This window comes from Nonomuraea africana (assembly GCF_014873535.1).
GTDB classification, from domain to species: domain Bacteria; phylum Actinomycetota; class Actinomycetes; order Streptosporangiales; family Streptosporangiaceae; genus Nonomuraea; species Nonomuraea africana.
Genome location: NZ_JADBEF010000001.1, coordinates 2,215,963 through 2,239,589 on the forward strand (window position 1 = coordinate 2,215,963; position 23,627 = coordinate 2,239,589).

A 23,627-nucleotide genomic window follows, 5' to 3' on the forward strand; every position below is an offset into this window, starting at 1 on the left:
CCGCCAAGCTATCAATCGATAGTTTCCGGACGTGAAGGGGACAGCCATGACGCACGCCGCAGTGCGGCACACCCGAGACCTCGACGCGCTCGACTCGCTGATCACTCGGCAGGAGAGCCTCCTCGTCTCACGGATGAGCCGCTCCCTGGAGTTGCGCGAGAGCGCGCGGGAGACCCTGGCAGGCGGCGTGGCCTCCTCCTGGCAGGACACCGTCCCCGGCGCCATCTGGATCGAGTACGGCCAGGCCCAGCGCATCCGCGACGTCGACGGCAACGACTACGTCGACATGCACGGCGGCTTCGGCGTCGGCCTGGCCGGACACGCCCACCCCGCCGTCGTCGAGGCGCTGACCGGCAGGGCGCGCCTCGGCACGCACTTCGGCCAGCCGACCGAGGACCTCATCGCCGTCTCCAGGCTGCTGCGCGAGCGCTTCGGCCTGCCGGTCTGGCGGTTCGGCAACTCCGGCACCGAGGCCACCATGGACGCCGTCCACCTCATGCGCGTCGCCACGGGCCGCAAAAAGATCATCAAGGTGGAAGGCTCCTACCACGGCCACCACGACTCGGTGCAGGTCTCCACCTACTCCGCCGACGGCGACATCGGCCCCGACGACGCGCCCCGCTCGGTGGCCTTCGGCCCCGCCTACCCCAGCGAGGTGGTCGAGCTGACGCTCGTGGTGCCGTTCGGCGACCTCGAAGCCGTGCGCCGGGTGCTGGAGGCCCACGCGGGACAGGTCGCCGGCATGATCATCGAGCCGATCATGATGAACATCGGCATGATCACCGCGGACGAGGGCTACCACGCCGAGCTCAAGGCGCTGCTCCACTCGCACGGCGCCTACCTCGCCTACGACGAGGTCAAGACGGGGCTGGCGGTCGCGCCCGGCGGGGCGACCGAGCTGTACGGCGTCACGCCCGACATCGTCTGCCTGGCCAAGGCGCTGGGCGGCGGCGTCCCCTGCGGCGCGATCGGCGCCACGGCCGAGCTCATGGAGCTGGTCGCCGACAACACCTACCAGCAGGTCGGCACGTTCAACGGCAACCCCCTCACCATGGCCGCGGTGCGCGCCGTGCTCACCGAGGTGCTCACCCCCGCCGCCTACGCCCACCTCGACGCGATGCGCGCGCACATGGCCGACGGCGTCACCGAGCTGATGGCCCGCTACGAGATCCCCGGCTACGTCGCGTCGGCGGGCGCGAAGGGCTCGGTGATCTTCACCGACCGGCTGCGGAACTACCGTGACTTCCTGCGCTACGCCGACCAGTGGGGCCACGCCCACTGGCTCTACCAGATCAACGGCGGGATCTTCCTGCCGCCGTGGGGCAAGACGGAGCAGTTCACGCTCTCCGTCCAGCACACCATGGACGACGCGCGGCGCTTCGTGGCCAACTTCGAGACCCTCTGCAGGGCCGTCCGCGGGGAGAGCCGATGACGGCCGACCTCGTGGTCGATCCCGCGACGGGGGAGCCGATCGCGGAGGTGGCGCGGGCCGCGCGGGACGAGCTGGAGCGGGCGGTCGCGGGCGCCCGCGCCGCCTTCGACGGATGGCGGCGGACCACCCCGGCCGAGCGCTCGGACGCGCTGCACGCCATGGCCGACCTGGTCGCCGGCCACGCAGGCGAGCTGGCCGAGCTGGAGTCGCGCAACGTCGGCAAGCCCATGGCGGGCGCCCCTGGAGAGATCGCCTACTGCGCCGACAACCTGCGCTTCCTGGCCGGGGCCGCCCGCACCGCCGAGGGCAGGGCCGCCGCGGAGTACCTGCCGGGCGCCACGTCGATGATCCGCCGCGAGCCCGTGGGTGTGGTCGCCGGCATCGCGCCGTGGAACTACCCGCTCATGATGGCCGTGTGGAAGATGGCCCCGGCCGTCGCGGCGGGCTGCGCGGTCGTGCTCAAGCCGTCCAGGCAGACGCCGCTGACCACGCTGCGTCTGGCCGAGCTCGCGTCGCGGGTGCTGCCCGAGGGCGTCTTCACCGTCGTCACCGGCGGTAGGGCGGCGGGGGCGGTCCTGTCCTCGCATCCCGGGGTGGACATGGTCTCGGTCACCGGCTCCACGGTCACCGGCAGGGCCGTCGCCGCCGCGGCGGCCGGCACCGTGAAGCGGCTCCACCTGGAGCTCGGCGGCAAGGCCCCCGTCGTGGTCTTCCCCGACGCCGACGTGGACCGGCTGGCCGCGAGCCTGCGGGTGGCCGCGTTCGCCAACTCGGGACAGGACTGCACGGCGGCCACCCGCGTGATCGTGGTGGGCGAGCGCTTCGACGAGGTCGCCTCGGCACTGGCCGAGACCGCCCGCTCGCTGCGCGTCGGCCCGTCCGCCGACCCCGCGACGGAGATGGGCCCGCTGGTCACCCGCGAGCACCGCGACAGGGTGGCAGCCTACGTCGGCGCCGCCGTGGCGGCGGGCGCCAGGGTCCTGACAGGTGGGACGGTGCCCGAAGGTCCTGGCGCCTACTACCTGCCTACAGTCCTGACCGGGGTGGAGCAGCGCTCCCCGATCGTCCAGGAGGAGGTCTTCGGCCCCGTGCTCACCGTGCAGCGGGCGGGCTCGGACGAGGAGGCCCTCGCGATGGCGGCGGACGTGCCGTACGGCCTGGCCGCCAGCGTCTGGACGGGCGACGTCGGCAGGGCGATGCGCGCCGCCGCCGAGCTGCGCTACGGGGCGGTCTGGGTGAACGACCACATGACCGCCGCCTCCGAGCTGCCGCACGGCGGCTTCGGCCAGTCCGGCTACGGCAAGGACATGTCGGCGTACGCGCTGGACCACTACGCCGAGCCCAAGCAGGTCACGATCCGATGGTCGGAGGAGAGCGGATGACGCGCGAGGTGCGCGGCGGCCACGCGATGACGGAGGAGCAGGCCGAGTTCGTCAGGCTGGCGCGGGACTTCGCCGCCGCCGAGATCAGGCCGAGGGCGCGTGAGGTCGACGAGGCCGACCACGCGCTTCCGGCAGAGATCTGGGAGAAGGCCGCGGCCGTCGGCCTGACCTCCTTCATGATCCCCGAGGAGTACGGCGGCGGCGGGGTGACCGACCTGGTCACCCAGTGCCTGGTGCAGGAGGAGCTGTGCCACGGTGACATCTCCCTCGGCAACCTGACCACCTCGGCGGGCTTCTTCGCCGCTCCCGTGCTGGAGCTCGGCACCGAGGAGCAGAAGCGGCGCTTCCTCACCCCGCTCTGCTCCGGCGTCCCGCCGCTGACGGCCCTCGCGGTCACCGAGCCGGGGGTCGGATCGGACGCCGCCGCGCTGACCACGCGTGCCGTCCACGACGGCGACTCCTACGTGCTCAACGGCCAGAAGGCGTGGATCTCCAACGGCCCCTTCGCCGACCTCTTCGTGATCTTCGCGACGGTCGCGCCCGGCACCAGGTCGAAAGGGATCACCGCCTTCGTGGTCCCGCGCGACGCGGCAGGGCTGACGATCGGCCGTCCCATGCCGAAGACGGGCCAGCGCGGCATCGCCTGCGCCGAGCTCTTCCTCGAGGACGTCAGGGTCCCGGTGGCCGACCGGCTGGGGGAGGAGGGCCAGGGCTTCCGCGGCCTGATGCGCACCTTCGACGCCTCGCGCGTCCTCATCGGCGCGGCCTGCACCGGCCTCTCGCGCGCCGCGCTCGACGCCACGCTGGCCTACGCGCGCGAGCGCGAGCAGTTCGGTATGAAGATCATCGAGCATCAGGCGGTCGCGTTCAGGCTCGCCGACATGGCCGTCAAGGTCGACGTGTCGCACCTGGTGACGATGCGCGCGGCCCGGCTGTTCGACGCGGGGGAGAGCATCACGCAGGAGGCGGCCGTCGCCAAGCTGACCGCGTCCGAGAACGCCATGTGGTGCGCGTGGGCGGCGGTGCAGACACACGGCGGCTGGGGGTACTCCCGCGAATACCTGGTGGAGAAGTGGATGCGCGACGCGAAGCTTGAGGAGATCGAGGAAGGCACCTCCGACATCCAGCGGCTGATCATCTCCAGGTCCCTCAGGTCATGACCGGGCTGCGGGTGTTCGCCGATCCCGGCTCGGTGGCGGTGGTCGGCGCGTCGGCCGACCGGGCCAAGTGGGGGTACTGGCTGGCGCGAGGAGCGATGAAGGGCGCCCACCGGCGCGAGGTCCACCTGGTCGGACGGCAGGGCGCGATCGTCGAGGGGGTGTCGTGCGTCTCCTCGCTCCACGACCTGCCGCGGGCGCCTCGCGCCCGTCACCACGCGGGCGGCCATGGAGATGCTTCGCGGCCTGCGCTGCCACCGGCTGCTGACCGGCTGGAGAGGCGGCCCGCCGCTGGCGGTCGGCGCGCTGGCCGAGGTGCTCGTGGCGGTCTCCCGCCTGCTGTCCGACCGGCCCGACGTCGCCGAGGTGGAGGTCAACCCGGTCAGAGTGGGCGTCGAGGGGGTGCTCGCGGTCGACGCCCTGGTCGGCTACGCCGACTCGCCCGGGCTCAGGTAGCGGCGCGGTAGGCGGCGATCACCTCATCGGCCGCCGCCCTCACCTCTCCCACGCGCCCGGGATCGGCGAGCAGGCCGCGCAGCAAGAAGGACGCGGTGTCGTCCGGCCTGCTCCCCGCCCTGCGCCGGGCGCCGCCGTGAGAGACCCTGATGACCTCCCACTCCACGCCCCAGATCGCCTGCCTGGCGAACTCGGGGTCGATCGCGGCCAGCTCGCCCGCCTCGACGCCCTCGCTGACGAGCGCGCGCACCGTGGCGTACCAGGCGCGCAGCTTGCGGTACCACGACTCGAGGCCGGGCTCGCGGATCAGGTCGTCCGGCAGGCCGCGCATGTCGATCGGCGCCTCGAGGCAGTACTCCACGTCGAGGCTGACCGCGGCGTACAGCCTGGCGGCCGCCGGAGCGTCCGCCCCGGCCAGCCACCTGGCCCGCGCCTCGGGGACGCCGATGTCGAAGGCGCACAGGTCTTCGAGGATCGCCAGCTTGGACGGGTAGTGGTTGTACAGCGACGGCTGCCGGATGCCGAGGGCGTCGGCGATGTCCCGCGTCGAGGTGCCGTGGTAGCCGCGCTGGGCGAACAGGCTCGCCGCCTCGCAGAGGATCTGCTCCCTGCGCGGCCAGCGCTCGCGCGGAAGCGCTCTGAGCTGGGTGAAATCCGGGCGGTTCGCGGTGCTCGTCTTCGCGCTCATATGGCTGCGGAGGATATCAGCTGATAGTAGATCGCCGCCTCCCGGCTCTGGACGCGAGCGAGGCAGACCGCCTAAGTTCGACTATCAATCGATAGCTTCTGCTGATTGAGGAGTCCGGCGTGACCACACCCCCCAGGTCGCCGGCGTTCGCGCTGGCCGCCATCTCCATGGCTCTCACTGCCGCCTACATGGTCCCCACGATGCTCCCGACCCTGATCGACACCCTCGGCTCCGGCCTCGGCCTGAGCATGGAGGGCGCCGGCTTCGTCGGCACGGGAGCGCTGCTCGCCTCCGCCGTCACCGGTGTCCTGATCACCGGCCGTGCCGCCAGGCCCGGCAGGGCGAGGCTCGCCGTCGTCAGCCTCGCGGCGATGGTCGCGGGCTTCCTGGCCGCCGCCCTCGTCCCCGTGCCCGCGCTCGCGATCGCCGGCATCCTGCTCGGCGGGGTCGGCGGCGGCGCGGTCCTGTCGCTGGCCAGCGCGGGCATCGCGGCCATGGCCAACCCGGACCGGGCCACCGGTGTCGGGCTCATCGCCAGCACGGTGATCGGCTCGGGCATCTACATGGCCCTGCCGCTGTTCGGCGGCGGGCTGGCCGTCACTGTCGGCTCGATCGCGGTGGTGTGCGCCGCGACCGTGCCGTTCATGCGCGGCATGCCGGAGGCCCCGGTGGAGACCGCCGCCGCCACGGGCCCGCTGCGGTCCAGGGGCATGGGCCTGGTCCTGGTGGCGGGCATCTGCCTCTGGGGCGCCGTCGAGTACGCCCTGTGGGCGGTGACCGGCACCATCGGGGTGGACGAGATCGGCATGAACGAGGACGTCGTCAACCTGATCCTCTCGGGATCGCTGTTCGCGGGCCTGATCGGCGGCGGCGTGGTCGCGGTGATCGGCGACCGGTACGGCAGGGCCGTGCCGCTGGCGGTGTTCCTGCTCCTCGGCGTGGCCTCCAAGGTGATGATCGCGGCCGGCGGCACCCCCGCCGTCTACACCGCGGGACAGCTGCTGTGGAACCTCACCTACCAGGGAGCGCTCACCTACATGATCGCCATCGCCGCGACCCTGGACGCGAGAGGGCGATGGGCGGTGCTCGCGAACGCGGCGTTCGGCTTCGGCACCGCCCTCGGCCCGGTCGCGGGAACCGGGATCCTGTCGGCGGGCGGGATCGGCGGGCTGTCGACCGTCCTCGTCGCGGTCAGCTGCGCCGTGGTGATCCCGCTCGTCGCCGTCGCCCGCAGGTCCGGCGCGATCAGGGGCGAGGCGGGGGTGGAGCCACGCCCGGTCGCCCCCGCGTGAGGCCGGAGCCGGCGAGCGCTACGACAGGGCGCCTTCCGCGGGCCGCGGCGCGGCGGCCCGCTCACCCCCCGCCCGCCCTCCTGGCCGGGCTGCGGGCTCAGGCGAAGACGTCTTGCTGATAGCGGCCCGCGGCCTCGAGCCCCGCCAGCCACGCCTCCGCGTCGCCGTCCGACCTCTCTCGATGGATCGCGAGCAGCGCCTGACGTACGGCGGGCGCCATCCGCAGACCGTCGCCGCAGACGTAGACGTGCGCGCCCTGCTCGAGCAGCTCCCACACCGCGTCGGCCTGCGCCGCGACGGCGTCCTGGACGAACCGGTAGGGATGCCCCTGAACCGCGGAGAAGGCCGTGTGCACCCGCACCTCTCCCGCCGCGGCCCACGCCTCGAGCTCCTCCTTGTAAAGCAGGTCGTGCTCGGGATGGCGGCACCCGGTGAACACCTCGGCCCGGCCGGCGGCGCCCGTCAGCGCCCGCTGCTCCAGGAAGCCGCGCAGCGGGGCGAACCCGGTGCCCGGCCCGACCAGGATGACCGGCGTGGCCGGGTCGTCAGGCAGCCTGAACGGCGGCGCGGGCACCCTGATGTAGCCGTAGAACACGTCGCCCTCGCCCAGCCCCGCCAGGTAGGCCGAGCACATGCCGCGGTAGGCGCCGCCGCCCGACCACGCGGGCCCTTCCACCAGTCCGACCGTGATGCGCACCCGGCCCGGCTCGGCCAGCGGCGAGGAGGAGATCGAGTAGTAGCGCGGCCTGATCGGCCCCGCGAGCTCGAGGAAGACCGGCAGCGGCAGCTCCACGGCGGGAAAGAGCTCCAGCAGCGTGAGCACCGACAGCCGCTTGGCGAGCACCTCCTCGGCGTAGTCGGCGGTCAGCGCCGCCAGCCGGCCCTTGGTCCAGGGGCAGCCGGTGTGCGCCGCCAGCGCCTCCAGGTCCGAGCGGGTGGCCACCTCCTGCAGCTCGGCGAAGTCGGTGAGCAGCAGGCCCGCCGTCACCGGGATGTCCACCGGCAGGTGCGTGTGGCCGTGGGCGCGCAGCCGCACCACCCTGTCGCGGGGGACGCGCAGGCACCGCAGCGCCCACTCCACCAGCTCGGGGTCGTTCTTGGCGAAGACCGCCAGGTGGTCGCCCGCCTCGTACGCCACGCCCTCGGGGAGCTCGGCCACGATCGAGCGTACCCCTGGCCTGGGCTGCTCCAGCGAGAAGTCCCACAGGCCCGACGGGTCGCCGGTCAGCTCCTCGTTGGAGACCACGGTCAGCGGGACGGCCCGGTCCGACACCACGGCGGGCCGCACCTCGGCCTCCGTCAGGACCTCCATCTCGTAGCGCGGCCCGGCCTCGGCGGCCGACGCGCTGTACTCCGCCGCCAGCGCCGCCCACAGCTTCGCCGTCCACGCCGAGACGTCGCCGTCGAAGTCGCCGTCGGCGTCCGCCTCGCCGCGCTCGACCAGCGGCACGGCTCCGGCGGCCGTGAGCTTGTCGAAGGCGCGGCGGGGGAAGTCCTGGTAGGTGGGCCACTGGGTGTTGCCGCAACCGAGCACCGCCAGCCGTACGCCTGACAGGTCGGGCAGGTCCGCCATGGCGTCGAAGCGCTGGGCGTTGTCGGGCGCCCTGCCGTTGTAGGAGGAGGCCACCACCAGCAGCAGCCCCTCAGCCGGCGGCTCCATGTCGTCCAGGCTGGTCAGCGTGGTCGCGAAGCCCGACCTGCCGGCCCGCTCGGCCAGCCGTTCGGCGATGTCGGCGCAGGTGCCGAGGTTGGAGCCGTAGGCGACGGTGAGCGGCACGCCCGTCACCGCGATGTCGTGCTGCTCGGCCTGCTCGGCGGGCTGCTCGTGGACGGTGGAACGCTCGTGCGGCCGGCGCTCGCGCACCCTGATCGTGAAGCCGTCGGGCTTGAGCGTGAGCGTCTGCTTGATCTCCATCCGGTAGACGGCGGGGTCGGAGACGGCGAAGCGGCGCAGGATCATCGCCAGCGCCAGCCTGGCCTCGGTGAGCGCGAACTGGCGGCCGATGCAGGCCCGCTCGCCGTTGCCGAACGGCTTGTAGGCGGCGGGGTGGTGCTTCTTCTTGTTCTCGGGCAGCCAGCGGTCGATGTCGAACTCCTCGGGCCGCTCCCACGCCTTGGGATGGTGATGGAGCGACGGCAGCAGCACGACGATCTTCTGGTTCTTCGGCACCGGGTAGCCGCCGATCGTGGTGTCCTCGTAGGCGTTCACGCCGTAGGCGGGGATCGGGGACCAGACCCGCAGCGTCTCCTCGAGGATGCGCGGGATCACCTCGAGCTTCATGATCGTCTCGTAGGTGGGCGGCTCGTCGCCCGGCAGCAGCCTGTCGACCTCGTCGTAGGCCCTGGCCAGCGCGTGCGGGTCGCGCAGCAGGTTGTAGAGGGCGAAGGAGAGCAGGCCGCTGGTGGTCTCGTGACCCGCGATGAGGAAGGTCAGGACCTGGTTGCGGATGTTCTCGTCCGACAGCCGCTCGCCCGTCTGCGGGTCGGACGCCTCCAGCATGAGGCCGAGCAGGTCCTTCGCGCCGCCGCCCTCGGCGCGGCGCCGCCTGATCACGTCGTCGACCAGCTCCTGCATGACGGAGATGTCGTCGCGGTAGGCCACCTCCTGCTTGCGCCTGAGCCTGGTGACGATCGGCAGCTGCTGGAGGCGGAGCATGGCCTCGGTCAGTGCACCGCCCATCGCCAGCAGGAACGGGTGCAGCTCGGGGGAGTCGAAGGAGCGGAACCGGTAGCCGAACCCGGTGAGCGAGATCGTGTCGAGGGTCAGTCTCGTCATGTCGTCCGTCACCGGCAGGTCCTGCCCCTGGCGGCCGGCCCACGACTCGGTCAGCTGCTCGGCCACCTCCAGCATCTGCGGGAAGTACGCCTTCATCGAGCGCTGGCTGAAGGCCGGCATCAGGATGCGGTGCGCGTGGCCCCAGACCGGCTCGTCGTGCCTGGCGGTGAACAGGCCGTCGCCGGCGAAGTCGCGGACCGTGCTCAGCGGCGGGTCGATGCCCTTGTAGAAGCGGGTCTCGTCGCTGACCTCGGCGACCAGGTCGGGGTCGTAGACGAACACCACGCGGCGGCCGACCAGCTCGAGCTGGAAGATCCCCTCGTCGTACCTCTTCGCGACCTCCTCGAAATGCAGGGCGGGCGCGTGCGCGGGAACCTGCAGCGTGTTGCCGAGCAACGGCAGACCTTGCGGGGCCGGAATCACCTTCATGAGCACTCCCCAGGAGTAGCCATACACCGTATGGATGACGCTACCATACGGTGTATGGCAGTGAACGCACGGCGGGGCACGCCCCTGACCCTCCAGGAGATCCTCGGTGCCGCGTTGCGGCTGATCGACGCGGGCGGGGTGGAGTCGCTGTCCATGCGCAAGCTCGCCGCCGAGCTCGACGTCAACCCGATGTCGCTCTACCACCACGTGGCCAACAAGACGGAGCTGGTCAGGCAGCTCTGCCTGAATGTGGCCCCCCTGCTCCAGCTGCCGCCCGACGACGGCGCCCCGTGGCCCGACCAGCTGCGCGCGCTGGCCCACGCCTACCGCAGGCTGACCCGCGAGCATCCCTGGCTGTGGCGGTACGTGCAGAGCCATCCCGAGGTGATCGAGCACAGGGAGGGCGGCCTCTGGGACGTGCTCGGCCGGATCCTGCGGGCGGCCGCGGTGCCCGAGGACGAGATCGAGCGCATGGCGGAGGTGCTGCACGCCTTCGTCTCGGGCTTCGTGCAGGCCGAGCACATCGGCCACATCGCCGACGAGGAGACCGAGCTCGCCTTCGGCACCGCGATCGACCTGATCGTCGCCGGCCTGCGCCACTACCGCTGAGCCGGTGCACCATAGAGGGGTGATTCAGGCCCTACGTGGCGAACCGGGCGACATGGTCCGTGCGCTCGCGTTCCACATGCTGGTCGATCTCGTCGGCGACGGCGGGGTGGTGGTCCTGAGCGGGGCCGGGCTCTCGACGGAGTCGGGCATCCCCGACTACCGGGGCGAGACGGGCCGCAGGCGCAGGGCGGAGCCGATGACCTACCAGACGTTCGTCGGCAGCGCGGCCGCCCGGCAGCGGTACTGGGCCCGCAGTCACCTGGGCTGGCGGCACATCGCGCACGCCGCGTGGAACGCCGGTCACCGCGCCGTCGCGCAGTTGCAGTCCATGGGCCTGGTCGGCGGGATCATCACCCAGAACGTGGACGGCCTGCACCAGGCCGCAGGCGCCGAGCAGGTGGTCGAGCTGCACGGCAGCCTGCACCGCGTGGTCTGCCTGTCCTGCGGTGAGCGCACCTCGCGCGAGTGGCTCGACCAGCGGCTGCGCGCGGCCAACCCGGGCTGGGGAGGCGCCGCGGACGTCATCAACCCCGACGGTGACGCCGTCCTCGCCGACGACCAGGTCGGTTCGTTCGAGATCGTCGACTGCGCGAGCTGCGGCGGCCTGCTCAAGCCCGACGTGATCTTCTTCGGCGAGAACGTGCCGCGCCCCCGCGTCGCCCGGTGCTACGAGCTGGCCGAGCACGCCGGCCTGCTGCTGGTGCTGGGCTCCTCGCTGACCGTGATGTCCGGCTACCGGTTCGTCCGCCGGGCCGCCGAGCACGGCATCCCCGTCGTCATCGTCAACCAGGGGCCGACGCGCGGCGACGACGACGCCCACCTGGCTCTCGACGCCCCGCTCGGCCCCACCCTCACCGCGCTGCTCGCGGAGCTCGGTTCATAGATCACGAATGTCCTGAAGGCGATACGATCGGGGCCGTGGAGCGCGACGAGCAGGTACCGCAGGCCATCGACCCGAACACGCCCAGCGTGGCGCGGATGTACGACTACTACCTGGGCGGCAAGGACAACTTCCCCGCCGACAGGGAGGCCGCGGAGAAGATCATCCAGCTCGTCCCGACGATCAAACAGATCGCCCGCGACAACCGCGACTTCCTGATCAGGGTCGTCCGCACGCTGGCCGCGGCGGGCATCCGCCAGTTCATCGACATCGGCGCGGGGCTGCCCACCCGGCAGAACGTCCACGAGGTGGCCCTGGAGGCGGCGCCCGACTCGAGGATCGTCTACGTCGACAACGACCCGATCGTGCTCGTGCACGCCAGGGCGCTGCTCGCGGACAGCCCGCAGACCGCCGTGGTGCGCGCGGACCTGCGCGACCCCGCCTCGATTCTCGACGCGCCCGAGGTGCGGGCCCATATCGACTTCACCCGGCCGGTCGCCGTGCTGCTGTTCGCGATCCTCCACTTCGTCCCCGACGACAAGGAGGCCGAGGAGATCGTCTCGAGGCTCCGCGCCCCGCTGGTCGGCGGCAGCCACCTGGCCCTGTCCCACAGCTACGCGGGCGACATGACGGGCGAGGCGCTCAGCAGCGGCCGGTCGGTCTACCGCCCGGCGACCAGCGGCTCGCTCACCCCCCGGTCGGCCGAGCAGGTCGGCGCCTACTTCGAGGGCCTCGACCTGCTGGAGCCCGGCGTGGTGCCGATCGACGCGTGGCGTCCCGAGTGGCCCGACGTCGAGCCCGACTTCGGCAGGCCCAGCCTGCTCGGCGGCGTCGCCAGGATCAGGTAACCCGGCTCTCCCCTCCTCCCAGCGCGAGGTCCGAAAACCGCCGATGTTGGCGGCTGGAATCGCGTTATACAGAACGAGGAGGAGAGATGACGATCTACACCACGACCGGCGGCCCGCTGGGCCCGCTGCTGCTGACCGGATTCAAGAGCGCCGACGGCGTACGGCTGACGTCGCTGACGTTCGCCACCGCCGTTCGGCCCGAGTGGACCGAGGACGCGGCGGCGTTCGCCGAGATCACCGACCGGCTGCGCGCGTACTTCGACGGCGACCTGCGGCGCTTCGACCTGCCGCACGCCGTCACGGGCACCCCGTTCCAGGAGAAGGTCTGGAGCGCGGTGGACGACATCCCCTACGGCACCACGACCACCTACGGGGAGCTCGCCGAGCGGATCGGTGCGCCCAGGGACCGCATCCGCGCCGTCGGCGCGGCGATCGGCGCCAACCCGCTGCTGATCATAAGGCCCTGCCACCGCGTGATCGGCGCGACGGGCTCACTGACCGGATACGCGGGAGGGCTGGAGCGCAAGCGGCTCCTGCTCACCCACGAGGGAGCCCTCCAGCCCCTGTTCGGGTGAACCCCTCCACGGAAGGACAGTCATGCTGAATACAGACGGCTGGGCGCAGGAGATGGACGCCTACGGGTGCGCGCCCACGGGCCCGCTCCTCACGGAAGGCCAGTGCCGCGAGATCTCCGGACTCTACGACGACGTCACACGTTTCAGGTCGACCGTCGACATGGAGCGCTTCAGGTTCGGCCGGGGCCAGTACCGCTACTTCGCCAGGCCCTTCCCCGACCTGGTCGAGGAGCTGCGCCGGACGCTCTACCCGCTGCTGCTGCCGATCGCCAGGGACTGGGCGGCCAGGCTGGGGCAGCCCGCCCCCTGGCCCGACAGCCTGGACGAGTGGCTGGAGAGGTGCCACGCGGCCGGACAGACCAAGCCCACCCCGATCCTGCTGCGCTACCGGGAAGGCGACTGGAACGCCCTGCACCGCGACCTGTACGGGGACCTGGTCTTCCCGCTGCAGGTCGTGATCGGGCTCGACCGGCCCGGCGACGACTACGACGGTGGCGAGTTCCTGCTGGTGGAGCAGCGTCCGCGCGCGCAGTCACGCGGCACGGTGACGCTGCTGCAGCAGGGTCACGGGCTGGTCTTCACCACCCGCGACAGGCCGGTGCGCTCGGCCCGCGGCTGGTCGGCCGCGCCCGTACGGCATGGCGTGAGCACCGTGCGGCGGGGCCTGCGGCACACGCTCGGCCTGGTCTTCCACGACGCCGCCTGACCCCTACGGCCGGTGGGCGGCTCCCGGGGTCCGGAGGCTCGAGGCCCTCGAATGAAGGGTGGTGGGGATGAGGCGGGGCCCGGCCGGCTCGCCGCCCTCGATGCGGTGGATGAGGAGATCGACGGCCTGCCGCGCCGTACTCGCGGGGTCGAGGTCGACGGCGGTGAGCGGCGGCTCGCTGGTGCGGGCCAGATGGCTGTCGACACCGACGGAGACGAGCAGGTCGCCGGGAACGTCGACCCCGCGCTCCCTCGCCACCCGCAGCAGCCCTGACGCCAGCCACTGCGGCGGCACGTAGACGGCGTCGGGGCGGTGGTCGAGGACTTCGGCGGCGGCGGCGACCGCGCTGCTCTCGAGCTTGTCCGGCCGCGCCAGCACCAGGATCGGCTCGATGCCCCTGCGGCCGGCCCACTCCCTGTAGGTCTGCTGGGCGTCGGCGAACCAGGACCACCCGATGTCCACCGAGAGCATGGCAATGCGCCGCGCCCCCGCCTCGGCCAGGTGGTCGAGCACCATGCCCGTGCTGCCTGCGCTGTCGGCCGCCACCCACCACGGATCCTGCGTGCGCAGGATGTCCCTGCCGATGGTCACGACGGGCACACCCAGCTCGTTGAACATCGCGACCCTGGTGTCGAGGGGCAGCGGGTCCACCACGATGCCCCCGTCCACGCTGAAGCGGCGCAGGTCGTCGAGGCCGCGCAGGGGAGGGAGCTGCAGCAGCGCCTGGTCGTGCTCGAACGCCGCCTCGACGGTGTTCATCGCGAGCGTCAGGTAGAACTCCACGGCGAGCACGTGATGCGCCTGCTCCAGATCGGCCCCGACCGGCAGCAGCAACCCGATGGTGTCGGCCCGCCCCGAACGCAGCCCCTTGGCGTTGCTGTTGGGCCGGTAGCCCAGGCGCTCGGCGGCGGCGGTCACCCGGGCGCGCGTGGCCGCGTCGACCCTGCCCTTGCCGTTGAGCACGTGCGACACCGTCGTCGCCGACACGCCCGCCACCTCTGCGACGTCACGGATCCGCGGACGTGGTTGTGAGGCCATGGTCATCAGCATAGTGCCAAATCGTTTGGGCAGACCTCTTGTGATGCCAAATCGATTTGGCATACAGTCGCCGCCATGGTGAAGTCGCTGGCGCGGCGTCTCGACGATCTGTGCGAGACGCAGCCCTTCCATACCGGCTGGTCGTTGCTCGATCTCGACACGGGCGCCCGGGCCGCGCGTTCGGGCGCGCGGCAGGTCCCCTCGGCCAGCACCCGCAAGGTCGCCGTCATGATGGCGGTGCTGCGCGCGGTGCACGAGGGCGAGCTGGACCTGGCTCAGCGGGTCACCATCGACGCGCGCTACCGCGACCGCGTCTTCACCGGATCGCTCCAGCACCTGGAGCCAGGACTGTCCCTGTCGCTGCGCGAGGCGGTCACATTGATGATCATCTTGAGCGACAACCTCTGCACCGCCCACGTCATCGACCTGATCGGGCTGGATGCGGTCAACGACCTGTGTGACGCGGCGGGCCTGACCGGCACCCGCCATCGCCACGCGCTGATTCCCCCACTGGCCCCCGACCATCCGGTGGACGCGAGCAACGTCACGACGCCCGACGACCAGGCTCGCCTGCTCGAACTGGTCGTCAGGGGCGCGGCGGGCGAGGACACCCCCCTCGGCTGCCCGAAGGAGCTGTGCTCCCTCGCCCTCGACGTCCTGCGCGGCCAGCAGTTCCGCGACGCGCTGCCCGCGCTGCTGCCACCGGGAACCGAGATCGCGCACAAGAGCGGGGTCGGCTGGCGGGACGTGAGCGACGCCGGCGTCTTCTACGCCGACGGCCGGCCCCGCTACGTCCTCGCCGTCTACACCGACGAGATCCCCGCCGTCCTGCCGGACGGACTGCCGGGTGTCTCCAGGGCGCGAGCCCACATCGCCACTCTCAGCCGGGCGTGCTGGGAGGAGATGCAGCCGTGAGGAGGCTCTTATGACACGTCTGACCCGCCGCTTCGCCGCGGCCTCCCTGGCCGTGCTGACCGCCTGCGCCGTGAGCGCGGCGTGCGGGGGCGCGAGCAGGCCCGCTTCCCAGGGGACGGCGGGAGCGGGCGGCGCCGTGTTGCGCTTCGCCTACACCGCCTTCCCCTCGACGCTCGACCCGCACAAGGCCTCGACCGCCTGGGACGAGCTGTACATCCTGCCCATCTACGACCGCCTGGTCACCATCAAGCCCGACGGCCAGATAGCCCCCATGATCGCCGAATCGTGGCGGAAGGACGGCGAGAAGATCGTCTTCACGATCCGCTCAGGAGCGCGCTTCCACGACGGCGCGGCGCTGGACGCCGAGGCGGTGCGCGCCAACCTCGACCGCGCCGTCAACGGCAAGGGCTCCACGGCCAAGCCGCTGCTGAAGATGATCGAGTCGGTGACGGCGTCCGCCGGCACAGTGACGATCGCCTTCACCGGCTCCGAGCAGGACCTGCTCACCGCCCTGGCCCACCGGGGCGGGGCGCTGATCAGCCCGAAGGCCTTCGACAAGCCCGACCTCGACCGCGCGCCCGTGGGCTCGGGCCCCTACCAGGTCACCACCTACCGCAGGGACGACCGCGTCGTCTACCAGCCGTTCGCGAACTACTACGACAAGAGCGCGCAGCGGCTCGGCGGCCTGGAGATGTCGTTCGTCAACGAGGACGACACCCGCCTGAACGGCGTGCGCTCCGGGCAGTACGACGCCACGCTCATCCGCCCCGAACAGGTCGACACCGCCCGTGACGCCGGACTGAAGGTCAACGAGTTCCTCACCGGGCTGGTCTACCAGCTCAACCTCAACACCTCCAGGTCGAAATTCGCCGACCAGCGGGTACGGCAGGCGCTCAACCACGCCATCGACCGCCGCGCCATCACCGAGAAACTGCTGCTGAACTCCTGCCGGCCCACGGTCCAGCCGGCCCCCTCCGGGCACTGGGCGCACGAGCCGTCACTGGAGTCGGCCTACCTCTACGACCCCGCCCAGGCCAAGCGCCTGCTGGCCGAGGCCGGGGTGGGCGGCGGCTTCTCCTTCACCGCGCTGGTGTGGAACAACACCGCCTTCGTCCAGCTCGCCGAGGCGCTCCAGGACCAGTTCAAGGCGGTCGGCGTGGACATGAGGCTGCGGCCCATGAGCGCCGACCAGTCGATCGACCTCTACCAGAACCGCGGCGAGGCCGACGCCCTGGTCAGCCAGATCGGCGCGGCGGCCGCCGACCCTCGTCTGATCACCCAGCAGGACTACCTGAAGGGCGGTCTCAACAACCCGGGCGACCTCAGCGTTCCCGAGATCGAGAAGCTGGCCGAGCAGGTCGCCACCGTCACCGACAGGAGCGTCCAGCAGCAGAGCTACCGCGAGATCGTCAAGCTCGCCGCCGACACCGCGTACAACGTGCCCATCTGCAACCGCAAGCTCTACTTCGCCACCAACGACAAGGTGCGAGACTTCGACAAGCTGCTCACCGGCTACGACGACATCCGCGTCGTGGGCATGGGCTGACCATGATCGTCTACTTGGCCAAGCGCCTCGCGGGCGCGGCGGTGGTGCTGGCCCTCGTGTCGGTGATCACCTTCGGCCTGGCCCTGCTGGTCCCCGGCGATCCCGCCATCCACCTGGCCGGCGAGCACGCCACCCGCGAGGAGATCGCCGCCGTCCGCGCCGAGCTGGGCCTCGACCGGCCGATGGCGGTCCGCTACCTCGAATGGGCCGCGGCCGTGCTGCGCGGGGACCTCGGCACGTCGCTGTACAACTCCCAGCCGGTCACCGAGATCCTCGCCGAGCGGCTGCCGGTGACGCTCTCGCTCGCGCTGGCCGCCATGGCGGTCGCCGTGGCGATCTCGCTGCCGCTCGGCGTCCTCGCGGCGCTGCGGCAGGGCGGCCGGCTGGACCGGGTCATCTCGTCGGGTACGGCGCTCGCGGTCGCCACGCCGTCCTTCTGGCTCGGGCTCATGCTGATCCTGGCCTTCGCGATCACCTTTCCGCTCTTCCCCGCCACCGGGTACCGTCCGCTCGGCGACGGCTTCGCCGCCTACGCCGCGCATCTCGCGCTGCCCGCGCTGACGCTGGGCGTGGCGGCGGCCGTCGAGCCGACCCGCCAGCTGCGGGCCGCGCTGGCCGACGTCCTCGACACCGACTACATCCGCACGGCCAGGGCCAAGGGGCTGCTGCCACCCGCCATCGTGGGCAGGCACGCGATCCGCAACGCCGCGGTGCCGTACGTGACCGTGATCGGGCTGGAGACCGGGCAACTGCTCGGCGGCGCGGTCGTCGTGGAGGCGGTGTTCGGCCTGCCGGGTCTCGGCACCCTCGCCGAGACGACCGTCACCCGCCAGGACCTGCCCGTGCTGCAGGGCATCGTGCTGGCCGGCACGGTCGTCGTGGTGGCCGCCAACCTCGCGGTCGACCTCGCCTACCGCTGGCTCACCCCGGGGGAGGTCGCGTGAGCGCCATCACGCTGTCGCCGGGGGAGCACGTGGGACGGCGGCTGGTCCGCCGCCCCGACGTCGTGCTCGCTCTCGCCGTCCTCGCCTTCCTGGTGCTCGCCGCGCTGGCGGCGCCGCTGGTCGCGCCGTACGACCCGGTCGACCAGGATCTGATGCGCCGGCTGGAGGGTCCGGGCGCGGCCCACTGGCTCGGCACCGACGAGTCGGGCCGCGACGTGCTCAGCAGGCTGCTGCACGGCACCCGCGTCTCGCTCGGCGCCGCGCTGCTCGCGGTGTCGGTGGCGGTGGCCGGCGGGGTGCCGCTGGGCCTGCTGGCCGGCTACCTCGGGCGCGGCTTCGACCTGGTCGTCTCCCGCTTCGCCGACGCCGCCCTGTCGATCCCCGGGCTGGTGCTGGCCATCGCCATCGCCACCGCGCTCGGGCCCAGCCTCACCAACGCGATGCTGGCGGTGGGCCTGGTCTACGCGCCGGGCTTCTACCGGGTGACGCGCGGGGCGACGATCACGGTGCGGGGACGGACCTACGTCCAGGCCGCGATCACGACGGGCTGCTCGGTGCCCAGGATCGTGCTGCGGCACATCCTGCCGAACGTCGGCACGCCGGTGATCGTCAAAGTCTTCCTGACGTTCGGCTACGCCATCCTCGCCGAGGCGAGCCTCAGCTTCCTCGGTCTCGGCGTGCAGCCGCCCGAGGCGAGCTGGGGCTCGATGCTGAAGCGGGCGGTGCGCTACCTCGAACAGGCCCCGCTCCTGGTGATCCTCCCCGGGCTGGTCATCCTCGTGGCGGTCCTGGCCTTCAACACGATCGGCGACGGCCTGCGCGACGCGCTGGCCCACAGGGAACGGGAGCCGTCATGACCCTCGAGGTCGCAGGGCTGTCCATCTCCGCCAGAGCGGGCGGACGGCTGGTCCCGCTGGTCCAGGACGTGTCCTTCACGCTGGGCCCCGGCGAGGCGTTCGGGCTGGTGGGGGAGTCGGGCTCGGGGAAGTCGATGACCGCCCTGGCCCTGCTCGGCCTGCTCCCGCGCGGGGTGCGCATCACGGCGGGCTCGGTACGGCTCGGCGGGACCGAGCTCGTCGGCGCCGCCGACAGGACGCTGGCCGACCTGCGCGGCCGCAGGATCGCCATGGTGTTCCAGGACCCCATGGCCAGCCTCAACCCCGCGCTGCCGGTCGGCGCGCAGGTGGCCGAGGTGCTCAGGCGCCACCTCGGGCTCGGCCGCGCTCCGGCCGCACGGCGCGCGGTCGAGCTGCTCGACGCCGTCGGCATCGACGACGCGCGGCGGCGGGCCCGCGAGCACCCGCACACCTTCAGCGGCGGGATGCGGCAGCGGGCCATGATCGCCATGGCGCTGGCCTGCGAGCCCGACGTGCTCATCGCCGACGAGCCGACGACCGCCCTCGACGTGACGATCCAGGCGCAGATCCTCGACCTCCTCGTGGGCATGCAGGACGAGCTCGGCATGGCCGTCCTGCTGGTCACCCACGACCTCGGCGTCGTGGCGGGCACCTGCCACCGCCTGGCCGTGATGTACGCGGGCAGGCTCGTGGAGGAGGGCCCCGTCGGAGAGGTCTTCGACCGGCCCCTGCACCCCTACACGGCCGCGCTCCTGGCCGCCGCCCCCGAGAACGCCATGCACGGCCGCAGGCCCCAGGCGCTGTCCGGCACGGTGCCGCTGCCGGGGTCGCTGCCCGAGGGCTGCGCGTTCAGCCCGCGCTGCCCGCACACCCGCGCGGATCCGTGCGACTCCCCGCTCGCCGAGCAGCCGCCGACGAGGTCGTCGCGGCGGGTCCGGTGCGCCAGGAGCGGCGAGCTGACCCTGACGGGGGTGAGCCGATGAGCGTGCTGGAGGCGCGCGGCCTCGTGAAGCGGTTCGGCCGCGCGACGGCACGGCCCGCCGTGCACGAGGTGTCCTTCGCCGTACGGGCCGGCGAGACGCTCGCCATCGTCGGGGAGAGCGGCTCGGGCAAGTCGACCACGGCCCGGATGCTGGTCGGGCTGGTCAGGCCCGACCGGGGCCGGGTGCTGCTGGAGGGCGACGACCTGGCGGCCCTGCGCGGGCGCGCGCTGCGCGCCCGCCGCAAGGACCTGCAGATGGTCTTCCAGGACCCCCTCGGCTCCCTCAACCCCGCCATGCGGATCGGCGACAGCATCGCCGAGCCGCTGCTGCTGCACACCGGACTGGACGCCGCGGGCTGCGCGGAACGCGTCGCCGAGCTGCTGGCACAGGTGGGCCTGCGGCCCGAGCACGCCCGGCGGCTGCCCAGGGAGTTCTCCGGCGGGCAGCGCCAGCGCATCGCGATCGCCCGCGCGATCGCGTGCGGGCCGCGCGTGCTCGTCTGCGACGAGCCGGTCTCGGCGCTCGACGTCTCGACGCAGGCGCAGATCCTCGACCTGCTGGCCGGGCTGCGGGAGGCGACCGGCTTCGGCTGCGTGTTCATCTCCCACGACCTGGCCGTCGTCCGGCTGATCGCCGACCGGATCGGCGTCATGCGCCACGGCGAGCTGGTCGAGCTCGGTCCCACCCAACAGATCTACGACGATCCCCGCCATGCCTACACGCGGGAGCTCGTCTCGGCGGTGCCGTCGCTGCGCGCCCGCCGTCGCCCTGTCACGAAGGAGGTGGGCGGGTGAACGACCCCGTCCGGCTGATCGAGATCGACGTCCATGGCGATGGACGACCGGCAGGCCACGCGTACGGCGAGGCGGCGCGCGCGCTCGTGCGGCGCCACCACGAGCTGATCGCCTCCGGGCTGGCCGCCCGCGGCATGGCGCTCGACGACGCCAGGCGGCACGCGCTCGCCGTACGGGCCGCCACGCGGGCCGTCGCGCCCGAGCTGGCGGCGGAGGTGGACGGCGTCGGCGAAGGCGCGGGCATGACCGCCGCCGACGGCTGGATCCTGCAACTTCGAGCAGAGCTGACCGGCTGGGGCACCGCCGCGCCCGAGTGCAGCTCGCTCGCCCTGGTCGATCCCGCCAGGCCCGGCGGGCCGCTCGCCGCCCAGAACGCCGACCTGCCGCCCGCCTACGGGAACCTGTTCCTGGTGCTCAGGCGGTGGCCCGCGCGCGGGCCTGCGCTGATCACCGTGACGCCCGCCGGCCAGCTCGGCCACCACGGGATGAACGCGGCGGGCGTCGCGGTGTTCGGCAACTTCCTGCGCGCAGGGCAGTGGGGCGTCGGCGTGCCCCGCTACCTGCTGACCCGCATCGCGCTCGCCGAGACCGACAGGCACCGCGCGGCCGACGCCGTCGCCGCCGTGCCTCGCTCGGGCCCGCGCAACCTGCTCGTCGCCGACGACGAAGGGGCGCTCGACCTCGAGACGACACCGTCCGCCGTCCGACGCCTCGAACCGGCAGGCGGCGTCCTGACGCACACGAACCACTTCCTCAGCGAACTCGCCACCTTCGAGAACGCGCCACCGGAGTGGCTGCGCAACTCGCGCGCCAGGCTGGCCCGCCTCGGCGAGCTGCTCGCCAAGGCGGGGAACGACGCAGGCCCCGTCGAGGTGGCGGCGATCCTGGCCGACAGGGACGGCGCGCCCGACGCGCTGTGCCACCACGCCGCCGACGCGCCCGACCTGGACATCGCGACCGTGGTCTCGACGATCGCCGAGATCCGCGCCCGCAGGCTGCACGTCTGCGCGGGCGCGCCCGACAGCGGCGGGTACGCCGGCTACGACCTCGAGGAGACCGGGTGAACGACCCCGTGAACGAGCTGGTATATCTGTCGGCGACCGAGGCGGTGGCCAGGTTCGCCGCCCGCGAGCTGTCGCCCGTCGAGCTGCTGACCGCCGTGATCGAGCGCGCCGAACGCACCGAGAAGGACGTCAACGCCTTCGCCGAGCAGAGCTTCGAGCAGGCCATGGAGCAGGCGCGCGAGGCCGAGCGCCGCTACCTGGACGGCACCGCCAGGCCTCTGGAGGGGCTGCCGGTCGCGCTGAAGGAGGAGCAGCCGATCGCCGGGCGACCGCTGCGCGACGGTTCGCTGCTGCTGGCGGACAACATCGCCGACGTGACGCATCCGATCGTCGACCGGATCACCGCCGCGGGAGGGATCGTCCACGCCCGTACCACCACGCCCGAGTTCTGCGCGGGCGGCTTCACCCACAGCGACCTGTGGGGGGTGACCCGCAACCCGTGGAACCTCGGCTACTCCTCCGGCGGCTCGTCCGGCGGCTCGGGCGCTGCGCTGGCCGCCGGTACGGCGCTGCTGGCCACCGGCTCCGACATCGGCGGCTCGATCAGGATCCCGGCCTCGTTCAACGGCGTCGTCGGGTACAAGCCGCCCTACGGGCGCGTGCCCGCGCTGCCGCCGTACAACCTGGACCACTACTGCCACGACGGGCCCATGGCGCGGACGGTCGCCGACTGCGCGCTGCTCCAGAACGTGATCGCGGGACAGGACCCGCGCGACCCCGTGTCGCTGCCCGCGCCGCCGCCCCTTCCGCCCTACTCCGGCTCCCTGGCCGGACGGCGCGTGGCGCTGTGCCTCACGCTCGGCGACTATCCGATCGAGGAGGACGTCGCCACGGCCACCCGGCGGGCCGCGGACGCTCTCGTGGCGGCGGGCGCGACCGTGGCGGAGATCGAGCTGCCGTGGAGCCGCGCCGAGATCATGCGGGCGGCGTGGGCGCACTACGGCGCGATCTTCGGGCCGATCCTCGCCGAGGCGGTGGCCGTACACGGCGACGGCCTCACCCGCTACGCCCGCGACTTCATGGACCGGAGCCTCAAGGCCCACGCCGAGCTCGGTTTCTACGGCGCGCTGAAGATCGAGGCGCGGGTCCACGCGGACCTGGCCGCCGTCTTCGAGCGCTTCGACGCGCTCCTCTGCCCCACCTCGGGCACACCCGCCCTCCTCGCGGGAGAGGACCACGTCGAGACGCCGCTGGTCGTGGCCGGCGTCACCCTCGACCACAACCTCGAGGCGCCGCTCACCGTCCCGTTCAACCTCGCGAGCCGGTGCCCGGTGCTGAGCGTCCCCTCGGGCCGGTCCGCCTCCGGCGTACCGACGGGCGTGCAGGTGGTCGGCAGGCCGTACGACGACCACACCGTCTTCGAGGTCGGCGCGGCCGTGACCGCGGCCCTGCCCTGGTACGCCGACGACAAGTGGCGGCCCGCGACATGACCCGCCGGCACGGCATCGACCTCACCTACTACGACCTCGGGCGCACGCCGTTCTTCGCCTGCCAGGCCGACCAGCGCTTCTCCTACTGCCTGTACGTGCCGGAGGACTACGACGAGCGCGGCGCCAAGCGCTACGACCTCGTCGTCCTGGTGCACGGCACCGACAGGACCGCGGGCGAGTACCGCGACCGCTTCGCCGCCTACTGCGACGAGCACGACTGCATCGCCCTGGCGCCGCTCTTCCCCGCGGGCATCGGCGAGCCCGGCGAGCTGCACGACTACAAATTCATCGACTACGGGGGCATCAGGTTCGACCGGATCCTGCTGTCGATGGTGGACGAGGTCGCCGCGAAGTACCGCCTGTCGGGGCCGCGGATGAAGCTGCACGGCTTCTCCGGCGGCGGGCAGTTCGCCCACCGCTTCCTGTACCTGCATCCCGGACGGCTGAGCGCGGTGTCCATCGGCGCGCCCGGACTGGTCACCCTGCTCGACCCGCGCTGGCCGTGGTGGGCCGGGATCGGCGACTTCGGCCAACGGCTCGGCGCCGAGCTCGACCTCGGCGCCATGCGCGGCGTCGCCGTACAGATGATCATCGGCGACGAGGACACCGACACCTGGGAGATCACCGTGACGGAGAAGGACGCGCTGTGGGTCGAGGGCGCGGACGCGGCGGGCGCCACCAGGCTCGACCGCCTGGAGAGCCTGCGCCGCAGCTTCGAGCAGGCGGGCGTCCCGGTACGGCTCGACGTGGTGCCGGGCGCCGCCCACAACGGTTTCGCGGTGCTCGACACCGTGCGTGACTTCTTCGGCCGAGTGAAGGACTGACC

Annotated in this window: 22 protein-coding genes and 1 pseudogene; 20 read left to right on the forward strand and 3 right to left on the reverse strand. The window is 72.5% G+C overall.

Features of this window, described 5'->3' with window-relative positions:
* The first annotated feature begins 46 nt into the window (after window positions 1-46).
* From H4W81_RS10380 to H4W81_RS46910, 5 genes and pseudogenes are all read left to right on the forward strand, one after another.
* Window positions 47-1,432 carry an aspartate aminotransferase family protein gene (locus H4W81_RS10380; RefSeq protein ID WP_192774611.1) on the forward strand — a complete coding sequence of 462 codons (1,386 nt, stop codon included), beginning with the start codon at window positions 47-49 and terminating at the stop codon, window positions 1,430-1,432.
* Window positions 1,429-2,814, forward strand: a complete 1,386-nt coding sequence (locus tag H4W81_RS10385; protein ID WP_192774612.1) for an aminobutyraldehyde dehydrogenase — start codon at window positions 1,429-1,431, stop codon at window positions 2,812-2,814. Before H4W81_RS10380 ends, H4W81_RS10385 begins: the two co-directional genes overlap by 4 nt.
* A complete protein-coding gene (locus H4W81_RS10390; protein ID WP_192774613.1) occupies window positions 2,811-3,974 on the forward strand; it encodes an acyl-CoA dehydrogenase family protein in 1,164 nt (387 codons plus the stop codon). Before H4W81_RS10385 ends, H4W81_RS10390 begins: the two co-directional genes overlap by 4 nt.
* A pseudogene (locus H4W81_RS46905) lies at window positions 3,971-4,156 on the forward strand (CoA-binding protein); the annotation flags it as partial. The gene H4W81_RS10390 and the pseudogene H4W81_RS46905, both read left to right, overlap by 4 nt.
* 43 nt (window positions 4,157-4,199) lie before the next feature.
* On the forward strand, window positions 4,200-4,427 hold the full coding sequence (locus H4W81_RS46910) for an acetate--CoA ligase family protein (protein WP_225958538.1): 228 nt from the start codon (window positions 4,200-4,202) through the stop codon (window positions 4,425-4,427).
* On the opposite strand, the gene H4W81_RS48450 is transcribed toward H4W81_RS46910, so the two are convergent.
* The gene (locus tag H4W81_RS48450) at window positions 4,420-5,115 is read right to left on the reverse strand and encodes a TetR/AcrR family transcriptional regulator (protein WP_192774615.1); all 696 of its coding nucleotides are present in this window, start codon (window positions 5,113-5,115) and stop codon (window positions 4,420-4,422) included. The two genes, H4W81_RS46910 and H4W81_RS48450, sit on opposite strands and share 8 nt — an antisense overlap.
* Before the next feature lie 119 nt (window positions 5,116-5,234).
* Here H4W81_RS48450 and H4W81_RS10405 point away from each other — a divergent pair, with 119 nt between their 5' ends.
* On the forward strand, window positions 5,235-6,407 hold the full coding sequence (locus H4W81_RS10405) for an MFS transporter (protein ID WP_192774616.1): 1,173 nt from the start codon (window positions 5,235-5,237) through the stop codon (window positions 6,405-6,407).
* A gap of 97 nt (window positions 6,408-6,504) precedes the next feature.
* Here H4W81_RS10405 and H4W81_RS10410 read toward each other — a convergent pair whose 3' ends face one another.
* A complete protein-coding gene (locus tag H4W81_RS10410) occupies window positions 6,505-9,612 on the reverse strand; it encodes a bifunctional cytochrome P450/NADPH--P450 reductase (RefSeq protein WP_192774617.1) in 3,108 nt (1,035 codons plus the stop codon).
* A 54-nt stretch (window positions 9,613-9,666) separates the two neighbouring features.
* On the opposite strand from H4W81_RS10410, the gene H4W81_RS10415 reads away from it, so the two are divergent.
* The 5 genes from H4W81_RS10415 (at window position 9,667) to H4W81_RS10435 (ending at window position 13,230) form a co-directional block, all read left to right on the forward strand.
* On the forward strand, window positions 9,667-10,221 hold the full coding sequence (locus tag H4W81_RS10415) for a TetR/AcrR family transcriptional regulator (RefSeq protein WP_192774618.1): 555 nt from the start codon (window positions 9,667-9,669) through the stop codon (window positions 10,219-10,221).
* Between the two features lie 19 nt (window positions 10,222-10,240).
* Entirely contained in the window at window positions 10,241-11,104 is an 864-nt protein-coding gene (locus H4W81_RS10420) for an NAD-dependent protein deacetylase (protein ID WP_318781642.1), read from the forward strand.
* Window positions 11,105-11,139: 35 nt separating this feature from the next.
* Window positions 11,140-11,949 carry an SAM-dependent methyltransferase gene (locus H4W81_RS10425; protein WP_192774619.1) on the forward strand — a complete coding sequence of 270 codons (810 nt, stop codon included), beginning with the start codon at window positions 11,140-11,142 and terminating at the stop codon, window positions 11,947-11,949.
* Between the two features lie 86 nt (window positions 11,950-12,035).
* Window positions 12,036-12,524 (forward strand): methylated-DNA--[protein]-cysteine S-methyltransferase, encoded by a 489-nt coding sequence (locus H4W81_RS49215; protein WP_192774620.1) that lies wholly within the window; start codon window positions 12,036-12,038, stop codon window positions 12,522-12,524.
* Between the two features lie 22 nt (window positions 12,525-12,546).
* Complete coding sequence (locus H4W81_RS10435; RefSeq protein WP_192774621.1) at window positions 12,547-13,230, forward strand: 2OG-Fe(II) oxygenase; 684 nt, start codon at window positions 12,547-12,549, stop codon at window positions 13,228-13,230.
* A gap of 3 nt (window positions 13,231-13,233) precedes the next feature.
* On the opposite strand, the gene H4W81_RS10440 is transcribed toward H4W81_RS10435, so the two are convergent.
* Window positions 13,234-14,268, reverse strand: coding sequence for a LacI family DNA-binding transcriptional regulator (locus H4W81_RS10440; protein ID WP_192774622.1), 1,035 nt, complete (start codon window positions 14,266-14,268; stop codon window positions 13,234-13,236).
* 75 nt (window positions 14,269-14,343) lie between these two features.
* Between H4W81_RS10440 and H4W81_RS10445 the strand changes: the two genes are divergently transcribed.
* Genes H4W81_RS10445 through H4W81_RS10485 form a run of 9 tightly spaced genes read left to right on the forward strand, consistent with a single transcriptional unit; the run spans window position 14,344 to window position 23,625 of the window.
* Window positions 14,344-15,183, forward strand: a complete 840-nt coding sequence (locus H4W81_RS10445; protein ID WP_192774623.1) for a serine hydrolase — start codon at window positions 14,344-14,346, stop codon at window positions 15,181-15,183.
* 10 nt (window positions 15,184-15,193) lie between these two features.
* Window positions 15,194-16,729 carry an ABC transporter substrate-binding protein gene (locus tag H4W81_RS10450; protein WP_192774624.1) on the forward strand — a complete coding sequence of 512 codons (1,536 nt, stop codon included), beginning with the start codon at window positions 15,194-15,196 and terminating at the stop codon, window positions 16,727-16,729.
* 2 nt (window positions 16,730-16,731) lie between these two features.
* Window positions 16,732-17,673, forward strand: a complete 942-nt coding sequence (locus tag H4W81_RS10455) for an ABC transporter permease (protein WP_192774625.1) — start codon at window positions 16,732-16,734, stop codon at window positions 17,671-17,673.
* The gene (locus tag H4W81_RS10460) at window positions 17,670-18,530 is read left to right on the forward strand and encodes an ABC transporter permease (RefSeq protein ID WP_192774626.1); all 861 of its coding nucleotides are present in this window, start codon (window positions 17,670-17,672) and stop codon (window positions 18,528-18,530) included. The genes H4W81_RS10455 and H4W81_RS10460 overlap by 4 nt, the downstream gene beginning before the upstream one ends.
* Window positions 18,527-19,513 carry an ABC transporter ATP-binding protein gene (locus tag H4W81_RS10465; protein WP_192774627.1) on the forward strand — a complete coding sequence of 329 codons (987 nt, stop codon included), beginning with the start codon at window positions 18,527-18,529 and terminating at the stop codon, window positions 19,511-19,513. Before H4W81_RS10460 ends, H4W81_RS10465 begins: the two co-directional genes overlap by 4 nt.
* The gene (locus H4W81_RS10470; protein WP_192774628.1) at window positions 19,510-20,307 is read left to right on the forward strand and encodes an ABC transporter ATP-binding protein; all 798 of its coding nucleotides are present in this window, start codon (window positions 19,510-19,512) and stop codon (window positions 20,305-20,307) included. The genes H4W81_RS10465 and H4W81_RS10470 overlap by 4 nt, the downstream gene beginning before the upstream one ends.
* Window positions 20,304-21,371: a C45 family autoproteolytic acyltransferase/hydrolase gene (locus H4W81_RS10475; protein ID WP_192774629.1), complete on the forward strand. Its 1,068-nt coding sequence runs from the start codon at window positions 20,304-20,306 to the stop codon at window positions 21,369-21,371. Before H4W81_RS10470 ends, H4W81_RS10475 begins: the two co-directional genes overlap by 4 nt.
* Complete coding sequence (locus tag H4W81_RS10480; protein WP_318781644.1) at window positions 21,368-22,801, forward strand: amidase; 1,434 nt, start codon at window positions 21,368-21,370, stop codon at window positions 22,799-22,801. The genes H4W81_RS10475 and H4W81_RS10480 overlap by 4 nt, the downstream gene beginning before the upstream one ends.
* Window positions 22,783-23,625 (forward strand): alpha/beta hydrolase family protein, encoded by an 843-nt coding sequence (locus tag H4W81_RS10485; RefSeq protein WP_225958539.1) that lies wholly within the window; start codon window positions 22,783-22,785, stop codon window positions 23,623-23,625. Before H4W81_RS10480 ends, H4W81_RS10485 begins: the two co-directional genes overlap by 19 nt.
* Window positions 23,626-23,627 lie beyond the last annotated feature (2 nt).